11 protein-coding genes are annotated in these 14,447 nt (G+C 62.7%); 10 read left to right on the forward strand and 1 reads right to left on the reverse strand.

The features are described 5' to 3' along the window. Positions 1-5: 5 nt before the first annotated feature. Positions 6-1,421 (reverse strand): aldehyde dehydrogenase family protein, encoded by a 1,416-nt coding sequence (locus V7S54_RS14695; RefSeq protein WP_336408558.1) that lies wholly within the window; start codon positions 1,419-1,421, stop codon positions 6-8. A 96-nt stretch (positions 1,422-1,517) separates the two neighbouring features. Between V7S54_RS14695 and V7S54_RS14700 the strand changes: the two genes are divergently transcribed. The 10 genes from V7S54_RS14700 to V7S54_RS14745 all read left to right on the forward strand — a co-directional run bounded on the left by V7S54_RS14700 (position 1,518) and on the right by V7S54_RS14745 (position 14,412). Continuing rightward, positions 1,518-2,453 carry a LysR family transcriptional regulator gene (locus V7S54_RS14700; protein ID WP_336408557.1) on the forward strand — a complete coding sequence of 312 codons (936 nt, stop codon included), beginning with the start codon at positions 1,518-1,520 and terminating at the stop codon, positions 2,451-2,453. Between the two features lie 379 nt (positions 2,454-2,832). Beyond that, positions 2,833-3,336: an RNA polymerase sigma factor gene (locus V7S54_RS14705; protein WP_336408634.1), complete on the forward strand. Its 504-nt coding sequence runs from the start codon at positions 2,833-2,835 to the stop codon at positions 3,334-3,336. 206 nt (positions 3,337-3,542) lie between these two features. Beyond that, a complete protein-coding gene (locus V7S54_RS14710; RefSeq protein WP_336408556.1) occupies positions 3,543-4,544 on the forward strand; it encodes a FecR family protein in 1,002 nt (333 codons plus the stop codon). Positions 4,545-4,664: 120 nt separating this feature from the next. Then, a complete protein-coding gene (locus tag V7S54_RS14715; protein WP_336408555.1) occupies positions 4,665-6,974 on the forward strand; it encodes a TonB-dependent receptor in 2,310 nt (769 codons plus the stop codon). A 114-nt stretch (positions 6,975-7,088) separates the two neighbouring features. After that, on the forward strand, positions 7,089-7,379 hold the full coding sequence (locus tag V7S54_RS14720) for a DUF2218 domain-containing protein (protein ID WP_336408554.1): 291 nt from the start codon (positions 7,089-7,091) through the stop codon (positions 7,377-7,379). A gap of 105 nt (positions 7,380-7,484) precedes the next feature. Continuing rightward, positions 7,485-9,269 (forward strand): IucA/IucC family protein, encoded by a 1,785-nt coding sequence (locus V7S54_RS14725; RefSeq protein WP_336408553.1) that lies wholly within the window; start codon positions 7,485-7,487, stop codon positions 9,267-9,269. Further along, complete coding sequence (locus V7S54_RS14730) at positions 9,253-10,986, forward strand: IucA/IucC family protein (RefSeq protein WP_336408552.1); 1,734 nt, start codon at positions 9,253-9,255, stop codon at positions 10,984-10,986. The genes V7S54_RS14725 and V7S54_RS14730 overlap by 17 nt, the downstream gene beginning before the upstream one ends. Beyond that, positions 10,983-12,263: an AMP-binding protein gene (locus tag V7S54_RS14735; RefSeq protein ID WP_336408551.1), complete on the forward strand. Its 1,281-nt coding sequence runs from the start codon at positions 10,983-10,985 to the stop codon at positions 12,261-12,263. Before V7S54_RS14730 ends, V7S54_RS14735 begins: the two co-directional genes overlap by 4 nt. Further along, positions 12,260-13,570: a DUF6005 family protein gene (locus V7S54_RS14740; RefSeq protein WP_336408550.1), complete on the forward strand. Its 1,311-nt coding sequence runs from the start codon at positions 12,260-12,262 to the stop codon at positions 13,568-13,570. Before V7S54_RS14735 ends, V7S54_RS14740 begins: the two co-directional genes overlap by 4 nt. Then, positions 13,567-14,412, forward strand: a complete 846-nt coding sequence (locus V7S54_RS14745) for a sugar phosphate isomerase/epimerase family protein (RefSeq protein ID WP_336408549.1) — start codon at positions 13,567-13,569, stop codon at positions 14,410-14,412. Before V7S54_RS14740 ends, V7S54_RS14745 begins: the two co-directional genes overlap by 4 nt. Positions 14,413-14,447: the final 35 nt, after the last annotated feature.

A 14,447-nucleotide genomic window follows, 5' to 3' on the forward strand; every position in this document is an offset into this window, starting at 1 on the left:
AACACTCAGCCAATGATCGCCTTCGGCTCGAGAAAGGCTTCGAGGCCGAAGGGCCCGAATTCGCGACCGATGCCGGAATGCTTGAAGCCGCCGAAGGGAGCCTGTGCATCCGCCGGCGCCTCGTTGAGGACCACGCGACCGGCCTCCAGTTGGCCGGCCACGCGGCGCATGCGTTCCACATCGGTGCCGAGAACGTAGGATTGCAGGCCATAGTCCGTGTTGTTGGCGATGGCGACAGCCTCGTCTTCGTCGCGATAGGAAAGAACGCTGAGCACAGGGCCGAAGATTTCTTCCCGCGCGATCCGCATGTCGTTGGTGACATCGGTGAAAACGGTGGGGCGGACGAACCAGCCACGATCGAGCCCTTCCGGGCGACCTTCGCCGCCTGCCAGCAACTTTGCGCCTTCCTCCTGACCGAGACGAATATAGGACTGGACGCGCTGCCATTGTCTGGCGCTGACCATCGGGCCGATATCCGAGGCCGGGTCGCTCGAAGGGCCGACCTTCAATGCCGAGACGGCGGTGGCGAGACGCGAGGTCACTTCCGCAAGCCTCCGCTCCGACACCAGAAGCCGGGTGCCGGCAATGCAGGCCTGGCCGCTGTTGCGGAAGGCGGAAGCAAGCACGTGCGGAATGGCGTGGTCGAGATCGGCATCGTCGAGCAGGATCTGCGGCCCCTTGCCGCCGAGCTCCAACGTTACGCGCTTGAAGCTTTCCGCCGCGGTTCGAAGGATCGTCCGTCCGGTCGTGGTCGAGCCGGTAAAGGTGATCTTGGCGATACCCGGGTTCTGGCTGAGCTCGGCGCCGACGACATGCCCGTAGCCGTTGACGACGTTGAGCACGCCGCGCGGCAGACCGGCTTCGTGCAGCGCTTCCAGCAGAGTCTGGGTCTGGATGGCGCTCATTTCCGACGGCTTGATCACGATCGTCGTGCTGGCCGCAATTGCGGTGGCGAGCTTGGTGCAGATGAAGCCGATGTTGCTGTTCCAGGGGGTGATGGCGGCGGCAACCCCAACCGGTTCCATGACGACCGCAGCGTTGCCGATCTGCCGGGTAAAGGCATAATCGGCCACGGTCTTCGCGGCGACCTCGAAAACGTGCGAAGCATGCGGCACCGAGAAAGCGAGGAAGGACTGCGGTGCGCCGTACTCGGTCGCCATGGCCTCATGGAGGGCATCGGCGTGCGCCGCGACCGCGTCGCGCAGCGCTTGCAGCATGGCGATGCGCTCGGCCGGTGTCGTGCGCCGCATGGCCGGGAAGGCGCGCTTGGCGGCTGCGATCGCGGCGCGGGCGTCTTCCGCATCGCCGAGGCGAACCTCGCCGATCTTCTCTTCGGTGGCGGGATTGAAAAGCTCGAAGCGCTCGCTGCCCTCAGGGGTCACGAAAGCGCCATCGACATAGATCTGCTCGACCATCTTCATCGTTCGGTTTCCTGTTGCGATGAAGGGGATATGCGCCGGAAGGGTCGCTAGGATAAGATCATCAATCATAGACAGGTTGATGAGGAAAATAGCGCAATGAGACCCAGTCTGTCCGAACTCGAGGCGGTGACGACGATCGCGCGGCTCGGCGGCTTCCGGGCCGCTGCCCGTGAACTCGGCGTTTCGTCCTCCGCGCTCAGCCATGCCGTGTCGGCGCTTGAAGAGCGGCTGGACGTCCGCCTCTTCAACCGGACGACCCGGTCGGTGGCGCTCACAGCGGCGGGCGAGGCCTTCGTCGCCGAGGTCCTGCCGGCTCTCGCCGCGATCGACGGTGCCGTGGAGAGGGTGACGGAATCCCGGGCGCGGCCGACCGGGACGCTTCGGCTGAACACCTCGCCCGGTGCGGCGCGCATGGTGCTGCAGCCGCTGCTGATGGAATATCTCCGGCGCTTTCCGGAAATGGCGGTCGAGGTGGCGACAGACAACGCCCTGGTGGACATCGTCGCCCTCGGCTTCGATGCCGGCTTCCGGCTGACGGACGCGGTGCCGCCGGACATGATCGCAGTGCCGATCACACGCCAGTCGCGGATGATCGTCGTCGGATCGCCGGACTATTTCCGGGAGAGGGCAGCACCGATGCGACCGACCGACCTCATGAACCACACTTGCATTCGGGCGCGCATGGCGAGCGGCCGGATTTATCACTGGGAGTTCTCCCGTCATGGCGAGAGCGTGGCAATTGATGTGCCCGGACGGCTCATTCTGGACGAGAGCGGGCTGATGCTCGAGGCGGTACTGTGTGGCGCAGGGCTGGCCTATCTCTCCGACTATGCGGTCCAGGAGCACGTCGCCGCCGGACGGCTGGTGCAGGTTCTCGATGATTGGACGCCACCCTATGACGGCCTTTCCCTCTATTTCTCCGGCCGGCGACACGTGCCGGCAAAGCTCAGGGCGCTGATCGAGCTCGTCAGAGAGTTGCGTGTCGAGGGCGGGGAGATTGGTGGCGCCCTTCAGTCGCGACACCAAAAGTGAGACGAACCGGACAGGTTGGGCGCTCGACTGCCGTTTCGTTGGCCATGGCGAGAAACCGGAAAAACCGCCATGTTCGCCATCCCTGCCGCATCCGGTTGACACGGTTCGCGCTCAGATGGGTAATCGTCCTCGGAGCGAAAAGTTCCGCTTCTGCAACGGGATACGGTCTCCGGCCAAGGACGCCAGGCGCGGCGGCAACGCGTCGCTGCAATTGGCTGGAAAAATAACATGACTATTACAGACAAGTTTATTTACGCGTGCTAAGAGACTTCGCGTTCGTTTGGCCACCCGGTCCACCGATCGCGTCGCGGCAAGCAGTGCGAACGACGCTGGACGCCACATCAAAGTTGTTTTGCTCGGATCAGACGCCTTGGTCGACATGGAAACGCGCCATCAGGTCTATTTCGCCAATCGTACCGCTTTGGTCGCCTATGCGACGCGCATCGTCGGGTCGCGTGAGACTGCCGAAGACATCGTGCAGGAGGCGTTCATCCGCTTCGCGCCGGCCAATACCGACAATGGTTCCCAGGGCCTCTCGCCTGCCTATCTCTACAGGATCGTCCGCAATCTGTGCCTCGATCTTCTCAAGCGCCGGAAGATAGAGGTGCGTGAGGAACAGGACGAGCCGCCGTTCTGGTCGATGCCGATCGAGATGCCGACGCCCGAAGACATCGCCGTGGTGACCGACGAGATCCGGCGCATTTCCGGCGTCCTCGACGATCTTCCCACGGACGTTCGCGTTGCCCTTGAGATGCACCGCTTCGGTGGATACACCCTGGAAGAAATCGCCGCCCACCTGAATATCTCGGTCGCAACCGCACATCGCTATGTTCGCACCGCCATGATGCGGGTGGCGACAACTCTGGCGGGCGATGCCTCATAGAATTTTGGGCCGGCGTGAAAAAAAATCCGAAGCAATTCGTCTTTGTGGCAGACCGAATGATTCCGCTACTGCATGTTTGCTTCAATCATACCCGATTAAAGGATGAAAACATGCAGTAATTCAAAGTGCTACAGCGACCTTTGCGCGTCTGATAGGACGCGCGGCGCTGTAGTGTCTCGTCGAACCCGTAACCAGCAGGCAGAGCTTTGACCAAGGACAACCACATACCGGAGGCGTTGCTCGAAGAAGCCATGGACTGGTTTCTCGAACTGAAGGCGCGTCCGAACTGTCGGGAGACCGAAGTCGGATTCCGGACCTGGTTGGGCAGGTCGGAACTGCATGCCCGGTCCTGGGAGACGGCGTTGAAGACCTGGCAGCTACTGGGAGAAATGCCGCCGGTTCATGAGCTTCTTTGGCGCGGCGCGGCGCCATTGGTTTCGTCGGCGGCAACCACCGGCCAGCCGAAGCGCTGGGCGGCCAGAACCTTAGTCGTCGGCACGGCAGTCATGGCGCTCGCCGCCTGCCTGGTGCTGTTCGTCTCGCTCCCGTCGCTGTTGGTGCGGTGGCAGGCCGATCACGTGACCGAAACCGCGCAGAGCAGGACGATCACGCTGGAGGACGGAACGACTATCCAAATGGGCGGCGGCAGCGCCATCGCCACCGAGATCAACACTGCGGCCCGGCACGTCCGCCTTCTCAAGGGCGAGGCCTATTTCGATGTCGCGCGCGACCCGTCGCGTCCCTTCGTCGTCGATGCCGGCGGCGTGGAGGTTTCGGTTCTCGGCACCTCTTTTGACGTGCAGCTTGCGAGTACGGAAACGACGGTCGAGCTCGCCCACGGCACGGTGGCCGTTTCGTATAGCGGGGAAAACCATAAGCAGAATTTCGAACTCGCGCCGGGAGAAATGGCGACGGTGGCGCATGCGACGGGTGCTGTCACCCGAAGCGCGATCGCGGCCGAAGAGATCGGCGCCTGGCGCAGCGGCAAGATGTTCGTCAACAACGTCACCGTTGCCGCTGCCGCCGAGCGGCTGCAACGTTACCATTCCGCCTGGATCTCCATCCCGCAATCCGAACTCGCGGCGCGACGGGTAACGGGCGTCTATGATCTCACGGATCCCGATCACGCTCTTCAGGCATTGGTTCAGCCGTTTGGTGGCAAGGTGCGCGAGGTGACATCCTATGGCCGCGTTCTGACGCGATTTTAATTTGGACTCAAAAATTCAAGAAAAAATCGCGGACCGGTGAAAAAAAATCCGGAGCCCGTCGTCTTTGGTCCGAAGCGCCTGCCCGAGAGGCAGCGTGCTGATCATCGAGACGGGGGTAAAATGAGTTCGCCGAAATGCCGCAAGGGACATCTTTCCTGCAATGCAGGATATAGCCATGCAGGTCTGCGCCTGCTGACAACGACGGCGATCGTCGGGCTTTCCTCCCTTGCCTTCATGCCCCTTTCCGTCGCCTCCGCCCAAGAGACGACGTCGCGTGTCAGCACCGCCCGCACGTTCAACATTCCGTCGCAACCGCTGGCGAGGGCATTGAATGCCTTTGGCCGGCAATCCGGCCAGCAGGTGACCCTGGCTGCAGCGACGTCCGAGGGCATTCGTTCGACCGCCGTCAACGGCACGCTGGAGCCGCAGCAGGCCCTGGCGCAGTTGCTCTCAGGCACGGGCATCTCCTACAGGGTATCGGGCGGAACGGCGCTGATCGGCTCGGCGACGGCGGCCGGCAGCGGTGACGGCGTGGATGCTTCCGGCGCCACCGTCCTCGACCCGATTTCCGCCTTTGGCAGTGGACCGCTCGGCGCCGGCGAGCTCGTCATCTCGTCGGAGGACCTGAAGCTGAAGAACCCTGCCAACATTGCCGACGTCTTTTCAGGGGAGCCGGGCATCGCCGTTGGCAGCTCCTTGCCGATGTCGCAGAAGGTCTATGTCCATGGCATCGAGGAAACGAGCCTTGCCGTGACCATGGACGGCGGCCGCCAGAACAACAAGGTCTTCCATCACAATGGCACGAACCTCATCGATCCGGGCCTCCTGAAGGCCGTCAGCGTCGATGCCGGTGTTGCCCCGGCCGATGCAGGCCCGGGAGCGCTCGCCGGTGCGATCGCCTATGAAACGATTGATCCGCGCGACCTGTTGGATGCCGATAGCTTCGGTGGCTTCGTCACGTCGAGCTACAATTTCAACAGCGACACGGTGACCACGGGGCTCTCCGCCTATGGCATGCATGAAGGGCTTGAGTTCCTGGGCTACTTCAACTTCGGCAAGGGCAACGATTTCACCGCCGGCAACGGCAAGGAGGTCGAAGGCACGAGCACCAATCTGCTGAGCGGCCTCGGCAAGCTCGCCTACGAGTTCGAGAGCGGCGACCGCTTCGAGATCAGCCACGACCGTATCAACGACGATGCACCCCGGCCGTTCCGCGCCAATGTGGGTTCGATTTCGAACCCCAAACCGTGGGAGCCACGCATCCGCGACTATACGCTCGACCGGCAGAACACCGTGTTCACCTATACCGACAGCACGCCGGAGGGGTGGTGGGACCCGAAGCTCCTGCTTGCCTACAGCAAGACAGAGGTCGATCTGCCGATCTTCCCGAAGCCGGGACCGGGCGTTCCGAAGACCTATGACGCTGTCGGCACGTCGGATAGTTTCAATGGCAAGTTTGAGAACAAGTTCTCTTTCGACATCGGCAATGTGATTGCCGGCATCGACTTCTACAGCGACAAGGCGGAGCTTGAGGATCTCTACGATCCCGGTACCGAGAAGGCGCGCAATGTCGGCATTTACGCGCAGGCGAGGCTAGAACCCTGGGAGAGGACACGCCTTTCCTTTGGCGCGAGAGGGGATAACCAGCACTTTACCGGAACGACGGGCGAGAAATGGACCAACTCGGGCTTCAGCGGTAACGTCTCGGGCGAATACGATCTCATCGAAGATCTCTTGATCGCCAAGGCCGGCTATTCGCATGTCTGGGCGGGTATTCCGCTTGCCGAGAACTTCATCATCAATCCCAACTGGGACTATGGCAACGGTCCGAAGCCGGTAACGGCCGACAATTACATCTTGGGATTGGAGGCCAACTACAACGGCTTCATCGTCGAGGGCAGTGTCTTCGAGACCGATCTCGATGATGCGCGCGCACCGCGCTTCCGGGCAGACCTCGGCATCGCCGCCCATGATGTTCGCTCGCGCGGATTCGAAATCGGTGGCGGCTACAATTGGGGTGATGGCTATTTCAAGGTGAAATACGCCAATATCGACGTCGAGATCGACGGCAAGCCTGCCGATTCCGACCTCGGCACCTATCTCGCAGCACCCGCTGGCCAGATCATCACGCTCCAAGCGATCCACACGCTGGCCGACTGGGGTGTCACCTTCGGTGCCGACGCCGAGATTGCGCTCGACTACGACGACGTCGCCGCCGGCAGCAAGCCCCTCGAGGGCTACGAGGTCTTCAACGCCTTTGTCGAGTATGTACCGCCGAAACGGCCGAACCTGACGCTGCGGGCCGAACTCAAGAACATCTTCGACGAAACCTACTCGGATCGGGCGACCTACGGCCAGGAGTTCGGGAACGTGACGCCGCTCTACGAACCCGGCCGTTCCTTCATCCTGACCGCCCGAGCGACCTTCTAGGCCGACGGTCCGCAATCGTGGCTGCCGTGTCCTCCCCGCGGCAGTCGCCTCAAGACGCGACGGCGGCCACCCAAGGGCCGCCCGAGCCAGTGAAAGCCGAAACAGGAGTTCCAGATGCAAGAAGCGACCACCCACTTTGCAACGGACGACGGCCAGAAATACCTGACGCAGCTCTGCAAGCACTTCGCCCACAAGATCGACGTCGAGCAGACGAGCGATCGCGCCGAACTCCGGTTTTCCTGCGGGACCGGTTATCTCCAGGCCACATCGGATGGCCTGAGCATCCGCGCCCGGTCGCCCGACGACGCCGATCTCGCTGATACGAAATCGGTCATCGAAAGCCATCTTCTGCGCTTCGCATTTCGCGAGGAGCCGGGATCGCTCCACTGGCAGGCCGTCGGCTGAGCGCCACGGGCTGACAACGCTCTCACTAAGAAAATTCAATGTGTTGGTCGAAAACGCCCAACGCCATTGCGCGGCTATGCGTGTCGCGTGCCGAGGATCGACAGGATGCAATCGTCTAGGCAAATCGCAGAAATCGCCACCTTTCAAAGCTTCGCCAACTGCTACCTGCGCGAAGTGAACCCGGGAATCCGGGTCGTGCACCGCACCGCCGGCGGCGCTTTCGACTGCGTGGAATGGTCGCTCCCGAGGCAGCACATGATCCTGCGCATCGAGGTGACGTCGCCGTCCCTTTGCGGCCCGCATCACTTCGGCCGGGTCTGGGGCAGGGGCGTTTCCGACGGGACATGGCGCCAGATCGAACTGATATCGGCGCTGCATATCCTCATCCACGAGTGCTACCGCCAGGGCGATGAAAACCAGGCGGATGCCTTGCGCGGCTTCGAACTCGAACTGCTGATGCGGGTGCTCGAAAGCTATCAGAAGACCGCACTCTATATCGACAAGGCGGAGCCCGAGCCGGCAGAGGGCGGCCATTTCATCGAGGCGGAGCAGTCGCTCGTCTTTGGTCACTGGCAGCATCCGACGCCGAAGAGCCGGCAGGGCATGACCTACTGGCAGCAGGAATCTTACGCACCGGAACTGCGCGGTGCGTTCAAGCTGCACTATTTCGCCGCCAAGGCGGATTGTGTGCGGCACGCGTCCGCCCGTTCGAAGGCGGCCCATGAGATTGTCCGTTCGCTGGTGGGGCCGGACGCAGAGAGCATCGCGCTCGGGAGCGACGAGCACCTGCTGCCGATGCACCCGCTCCAGGCGGAAGCGCTGCTGCTCGATCCCGATATTCAGGCTATGCTTGCCGAAGGGAAGCTGCGCCACCTCGGTCCAGTGGGCCCCGTTTTCACGGCGACCTCATCGGTGCGCACGGTCTATGACGCCGATGCCGACTGGATGCTCAAGTTCTCCCTGCCTGTCCGCATCACCAACTCGGTGCGTCTCAATCGGCGCCAGGAGCTCGAGGCGGGCGTCGCCATGGCGAAGCTCATCGATCGCATCGGCTTTGCCGCGCGGTCCCCAAATTTCCGGATCATCCAGGACCCCGCCTACATCACGCTCGACCTGCCCGGCCGGAGCGAAAGCGGCTTCGAAGTCATCCTGCGGGAGAACCCGTTTTCGGGCGCGAAGGGCAGGGGCGTTGTGACGGTTGCCGCCCTGACGGCCGATCCACTTCCGGGACAGATTTCCCGCCTGGAGCGCCTCGTCCGAGCCCTCGCCGCGCGCACGGGTGAAAGCCTGCTGGGCGCGGCCCTCCTGTGGTTCCGACGTTATCTCGATTGCGCCGTCGAGCCTTTGATCCGTCTTTATGACGACTATGGCATCGCGCTCGAGGCGCACCAGCAGAACAGTCTGCTGGACATCGCTAACGGTTATCCCTCTGCCAGCTATTATCGCGACAACCAGGGCTTCTATCTCTCCGAACGCTATCGCAGCCTGATCGTCGGCCATGTTCCCGAGACGCAAACGATCGCCTCACTCTATTTTGCCGACAGCGAAATCCGCGACCGCTTCGCCTACTACCTGATCGTCAATCAGGTCTTCTCGGTCGTCAGTCGCATGGGGCATGACGGCGTCTGCGACGAGAGCCTGCTCTTGCGCGAACTGCGCCTGCATCTCGAAGGTTATCCCGCCCGCATGACCGGAGCCGGCCGCGACTTCGCGCGTCATGTCCTCGACCTGCCGACGATTGCCTCCAAGGCCAATCTGACGACCCGCCTCTATGACGTGGACGAGCTGCAATCCAATCACGCGCCGACGCTGTACCGCCCCGTGCCAAACCCGCTCAGGGCATCGGCCGTCCTGACAGCGCCGAGGACCAATCATGCCATTGCCTCTTGATCTCAAGGGACGACCGGAGGAGCGGGTGCTTCGCCAGTTCGTCGCGGCGCTGCTGTTCGAGGGCATCGTCGATGTCAGTGAGCACGTCCAAGGGGATGCGGTCGATTTTCAATGGTCGCTCGGCGGCCGGGACTACCGTTGCCGCGGCGCCATTGGCCCCTTCGGACGGCTTCGCCTGGTGCCGGATTCCGTAGAGATGCGCGAAGACACGGACAGCTGGGCCGCGCCGCCGCTGGCGCAACTGGTTTCCGCCTTGCCGGGCACCGGTCCGACACGCGGAAAGCTGCTCGACGAGCTCACGCAGACGATCGCCTTCTGCCAGTGGAACGAACGTCACCTCTCTGCGCGGTCGCGGCGCACGATGTCCTTCGCCGAACTCGAAGGCGCACTTGATGAAGGGCATCCGTACCATCCCTGCTTCAAGGCGCGCACCGGCTTTTCCTTCGCCGACCATGCGGCCTACGGACCGGAAACGGGCCGGGCATTTCAGCTCGTCTGGCTGCTGGTGGCGCGCCAGCATCTTCGCGACGAAATCCCTGATGCGGCCACTTTCTGGCGGGCGGAACTCGGGCCTGAAGCCTGGTCTGATTTGCAGGCGAGGCAGCAACAGTTGGGCCTCTCGCCAGAAGATTTCGGGCTCGTGCCCCTGCACCCCTGGCAGTGGCGCCAGCTGCGTGAGAGTCAGCTCGCCGGCTGGATCGCATCGGGGTACGTCCATTGCCTGGGGCCGGCCGGCGACCGCTACACCGCATCGCAGTCGGTACGCTCGCTGCTGAACCAGGACAGGCCTCTTGCGGCAAGCGTCAAGCTGCCGCTCAACATCGTCAACACCTCGTCGCGGCGGACGCTCGAGCCGCATTCGGTCTGCACAGCGCCGGTGATCTCGCGCTGGATTGCCGGGATCGTCGGGAACGATCCGGCCTTTGGCGAACGCTACCCGCTCACGATCCTGCAGGAATATGCCGGGATTATCGCCGATCGCGACGGACCTTTGGCGGGCCAAGTAGCGGCGATCTGGCGCGAGAGCGCTGAAGCCACCCTTGCAACGGGCGAGGCTGTCGTTCCCTTCAATGCCCTGATGATGGTCGAGGCGGACGGACGCCCGTTCGCCGACGACTGGATCCGCCGCTTCGGCCTCATGCCGTGGATCAACCGGTTGATCGAGATCGCCGTCCTTCCGGTCTGGCATCTGCTCGTCCATCATGGCCTGGCGGTCGAGGCCCACGGACAGAATATGCTGCTCGTTCATCGCCACGGCTGGCCGGTCAGGCTCATCCTGCGCGATTTCCACGAGAGCATCGAGTTCTCGCCGGACTTTCTGCGCGAGCCGGAAAAGGCGCCGGACTTCCTGGCGCTGAACCCGGCCTACCGTGATGCCGAGCCGGACCAATTCTACTGGACGGACAATCTGGATTCGCTGCGCGAATTGGTGATGGACACGCTGTTCGTCTACAACCTCAGCGAAATCTCCCATTTGCTCGACCACTGCTACGACCTGCCGGAAACGCTTTTCTGGCAGCGGGTCCAAAACGTGCTTGCGTCCTACGAGAGCGAGCATGGGGCGACCGAGCGGCTGAGCCAACTCTGCTGCGGCCAACCCCGCATTCTCACCGAATCCCTGATGACGAGGAAGCTCCTCGCGGCGAAGCCCGAATACCACCACACGGTGCCGAACAGCTTGGCCGCGAAAGCGCTTCAACGAAGGAGAAAGTCATGATCCGCATCGATGACAGGCTCTACGACGAGGCCTATTTCAGCGAAACATCGGCACGATTGGCCGCCGAGATCGGCCTTTCTGACCGTGACACCGGCCGCTACGCCGTTTGCTTTGCCGAGACGGTCGACTGGCTGTCGCTGTTCTTCGCGATCCGTAAGGCGGGTGCGAGCGTGCTGCCGATCCACCCCGGAACGCCCTATCCGGCCGCACGCAAGCTCGCGATCGGCGCCGGTTGCGACCGGCTGTTCTACAACAGCCTGACGGCCGAAGTTCTCGGGGAATCAGAGGACGCTTCGCCGCAGGGCACGCTGCTGCAGATGAGTTCCGGCACGACAGGCGCGCCGAAGTGCATCGCGCGCAGCTGGCAGCAGATCGACGCCGAAATCGAAAGCTATGTTCGCACGTTCCGCGAGCCGGAGGACATGACGCCGGTCATCGCCTGCCCGACCACCCATTCCTACGGGCTGATCTGCGGCATTCTGGTGGCGCTGAAGCGCGGCCAGACGCCCGTGATCGTCGACACCGGGAACCCGAAATATCTGCTGAAGGTGCTGCGCGAAACGGAGCGGCCGTTGCTCTATTCGTCGCCGGCGATCCTGCACACCTTGGCGCGGCTTCTGCCCCAGGGCGAACAGATCCACGCGACGATGACGTCCGGCACCCTGCTCCCCGATCCATGGTTTGCCGATATCCGCGCCAAGAGCCGGTTCATGTTCCAGCAGTATGGCTGCTCCGAATCCGGCTGCATCGCCATCAATCCGGATGTCGCCGCCGCTGGCGACATGGGCTTCGTTCTGCCGCATCTTTTCGCGGAAACGGGCAGCAGTGTCGAAGACGCCGGAGAGATTGTCGTCAGGAATGGCGATGGCGCGCCGATCCACACGCGTGATCTCGGCTATCGCCGCGCCGACGGCATGTTGGTCTTCGTCTCGCGTTTGGACGACATGATCAATGTCTCCGGCCTCAACGTCTATCCGAAGGACGTGGAGGATGCCGTCATGGCCATGCCCGTGATCACCGATGCGGTCGCCTTCCGCAAGAGCGACCGTTTTGCCGGGGAGCGCGTCGCTCTGCTCTTCAGCGCCGAGGTACAGGTGGCGCCGCAGGCGGTACGCGAATGGTGCAGCCGCCATCTCGCCGGCCACCAGTTGCCAATGGAGATCCTGCAGGTCGATGCCGTTCCGCGTCAGGCGAACGGCAAGATCAGCCGGCGGGACGTGGCGGCCCGCCATTTGGCAGGCGAGTTCAACAGGCCGATGGCGGGAGCTGCATCATGAGCGAGAACGAAATCCTGGCGGCAATCGAGACCGCCCTCACCGAAAAGATGGCACATGGGCACATGGAGGGGTTCGGCCCGGATGCCCGTCTCAACGAAGACCTCTATCTCGATTCCGTCCTGATCCTGGAGATATTCCTCAATCTCGAGCTCGAATACGGACTTTCGGTGCCGGAAGAGGCGATCGCAAAACAGGAGATCGAGACGGTCGGCGATCTCGTCTCGCTCTATCTGCCGAAAACGACGGCGACCGTCGTTCCGGCCTTTCCGCTCACAGGCGGGACGACCGACGAGGGTGTCCATGGCGAGGCCTACTACGACATCAAGGTCCATTGCTTCGTCAGCTGCGTTTCCGATGGCCTGAAGCGAAACGGGCTCGATCAACGGCCGTTCTATTTCGGCGTCTGGGACGCGAAGTTTGCGGTCAGCGACCGCTTCGAGCTTCTCTATCACGCACCCGACATTACCCAGGAATTCTTCCGCGGCTGGTTCGAGCGGCTCTACGGTGTCTCCGTCGTCGAATGGTACGATCCGGAGCGCACCAAGCTCGACAACCTCGCAGTGCTGCTCGGTCTTCTGAAACAGCGAAGCGAAACCGGCTCGGTCATGGTCATGCTCGACATGTTCCATCTGCCGGAGCGGGAGAACAAGTTCAACCAGAACCCGTTTCCGCATTACCTCATGCTGCAGGAGACCGCCGATCCCGAAACCTGGTTCGTGCATGATCCGGACTATCGCTGGGAAGGCGAGATCGCCAAGGAAAAGGTCATTCACGCGATCCTGCAGCCGACAGTCGGCGGCGGCTATGTCTTCGATAATGCCGAAGCGCGCGCGCCGTACGGGGAAGACCTGAAAGCCTATTTCGAAGCGTGCTTCGTTCGTGACCGGAACCCGCTGGTCGATGCCGTCCGCGAAATCGTCGCCGCGCACCTCGACGAACGAGACGGGCTCATGCTCTCGAATCTTGGCGCCGCGGTGCGCGAACTGCCCGTCATCACCATCCGCAAGTACGCCTATGAGCACGGCTTTGCCTTCTACTGGCGGGCGCTGAAGCTTCCGTCGGCCGAATTCGAGGGGTGGTGCGCGGAAATCGAGGCGCTGGTTCAGGCGCTGAAGACCCTGCACTACGCCTGCATGAAGCTGGCCCAGGCGGGCGATCGCGCCCTGGCCGGAGCAGTCTTCGAGCGCCTCGACGAAGCGGACCGGTTGGAGACGAAGCTTAAGGCAAAGCTCGCCGAGGTCTTCGATCTCTGGTCCGACCTCGTCCTTCCCGCAGAAGTTCCCCCATTGAAGAGGGTCGCACGATGAGAGTTTCGCTCTGCACCATCACCTTCCGGCATCATCTCATCTCGCTCGACGAGATCGCCACCTGGGCCGAGGCGAACGATTTCCAGGGCATCGAACTCTGGGGCGCGCATGCGCGCAACCTCGCGCCCCGGGTGGACCGGAACGCCGAATGGCTCGACGGCTACGGCCTGTCCGTGCCGATGATCAGCGACTACTTGCCGCTTGATGGCGATACGGAAGCGTTGCGGCACAAGACGGTGGAGCTTTGCAGGCTTGCGCGCCGTTGGCGCACCCGCAAGATCCGCACCTTCGCCGGAAGCCGTGGCAGTCTGGCCGTCGAGGCGGACGAGCGGCGGCAGATCGTCGTTCGGCTGAAGGAGATCTGCGAGATTACCGCCAGCTACGGCATTCACCTGCTTGCCGAGACGCACCCGAAGACACTGGCCGACACGGCGGCCTCGACCATGCAATTGATCGAAGAGGTCGACCATTCCCATTTCGCTGTTAATTTCGACACGCTGCATGTTTGGGAGGGTGGTGACGATCCGGTCACGGTTCACCGGGCCATGAGGCCGCATATCCGCCACTACCACCTGAAGAACATTGTCGACCGGGCGGATCTCACCGTCTTCGAACCGGCCAATGTCTATGCCGCCGCCGGCAGCCGGCGCGGCATGACACCCTTGTTCGAGGGAACCGTCGACTACGATCGATTCCTCCGGGAGATTTCCGCCGATCCGCTGGCCGATGCATCGCTGGAGTGGTTCGGCAACGATTGCCTCGACACTCTGAGGCGCGACCGCAGGCGGGTGCGCCAGGCGATGGACGGACGCGAGCGTGCACTCCGAACAGCGAACATCTAACGACACGTAAAGAGGGCCTTTGTGGCGGATCGCAG

Origin of the sequence: Ensifer sp. CCNWLY38 (assembly GCF_037120565.1) — a bacterium.
GTDB classification, from domain to species: Bacteria; Pseudomonadota; Alphaproteobacteria; order Rhizobiales; family Rhizobiaceae; genus Ensifer; species Ensifer adhaerens_H.

Excerpts from the sequence above, each read along its gene's own strand:
- V7S54_RS14735 (WP_336408551.1), top strand. The coding sequence starts at position 10,983 with ATGATCCGCATCGATGACAGGCTCTACGACGAGGCCTATTTCAGCGAA.
- V7S54_RS14740 (WP_336408550.1), top strand. The coding sequence starts at position 12,260 with ATGAGCGAGAACGAAATCCTGGCGGCAATCGAGACCGCCCTCACCGAA.
- V7S54_RS14725 (WP_336408553.1), top strand. The coding sequence starts at position 7,485 with ATGCAATCGTCTAGGCAAATCGCAGAAATCGCCACCTTTCAAAGCTTC.
- V7S54_RS14720 (WP_336408554.1), top strand. The coding sequence starts at position 7,089 with ATGCAAGAAGCGACCACCCACTTTGCAACGGACGACGGCCAGAAATAC.
- V7S54_RS14745 (WP_336408549.1), top strand. The coding sequence starts at position 13,567 with ATGAGAGTTTCGCTCTGCACCATCACCTTCCGGCATCATCTCATCTCG.
- V7S54_RS14700 (WP_336408557.1), top strand. The coding sequence starts at position 1,518 with ATGAGACCCAGTCTGTCCGAACTCGAGGCGGTGACGACGATCGCGCGG.
- V7S54_RS14705 (WP_336408634.1), top strand. The coding sequence starts at position 2,833 with ATGGAAACGCGCCATCAGGTCTATTTCGCCAATCGTACCGCTTTGGTC.
- V7S54_RS14730 (WP_336408552.1), top strand. The coding sequence starts at position 9,253 with ATGCCATTGCCTCTTGATCTCAAGGGACGACCGGAGGAGCGGGTGCTT.
- V7S54_RS14695 (WP_336408558.1), bottom strand. The coding sequence starts at position 1,421 with ATGAAGATGGTCGAGCAGATCTATGTCGATGGCGCTTTCGTGACCCCT.
- V7S54_RS14715 (WP_336408555.1), top strand. The coding sequence starts at position 4,665 with ATGAGTTCGCCGAAATGCCGCAAGGGACATCTTTCCTGCAATGCAGGA.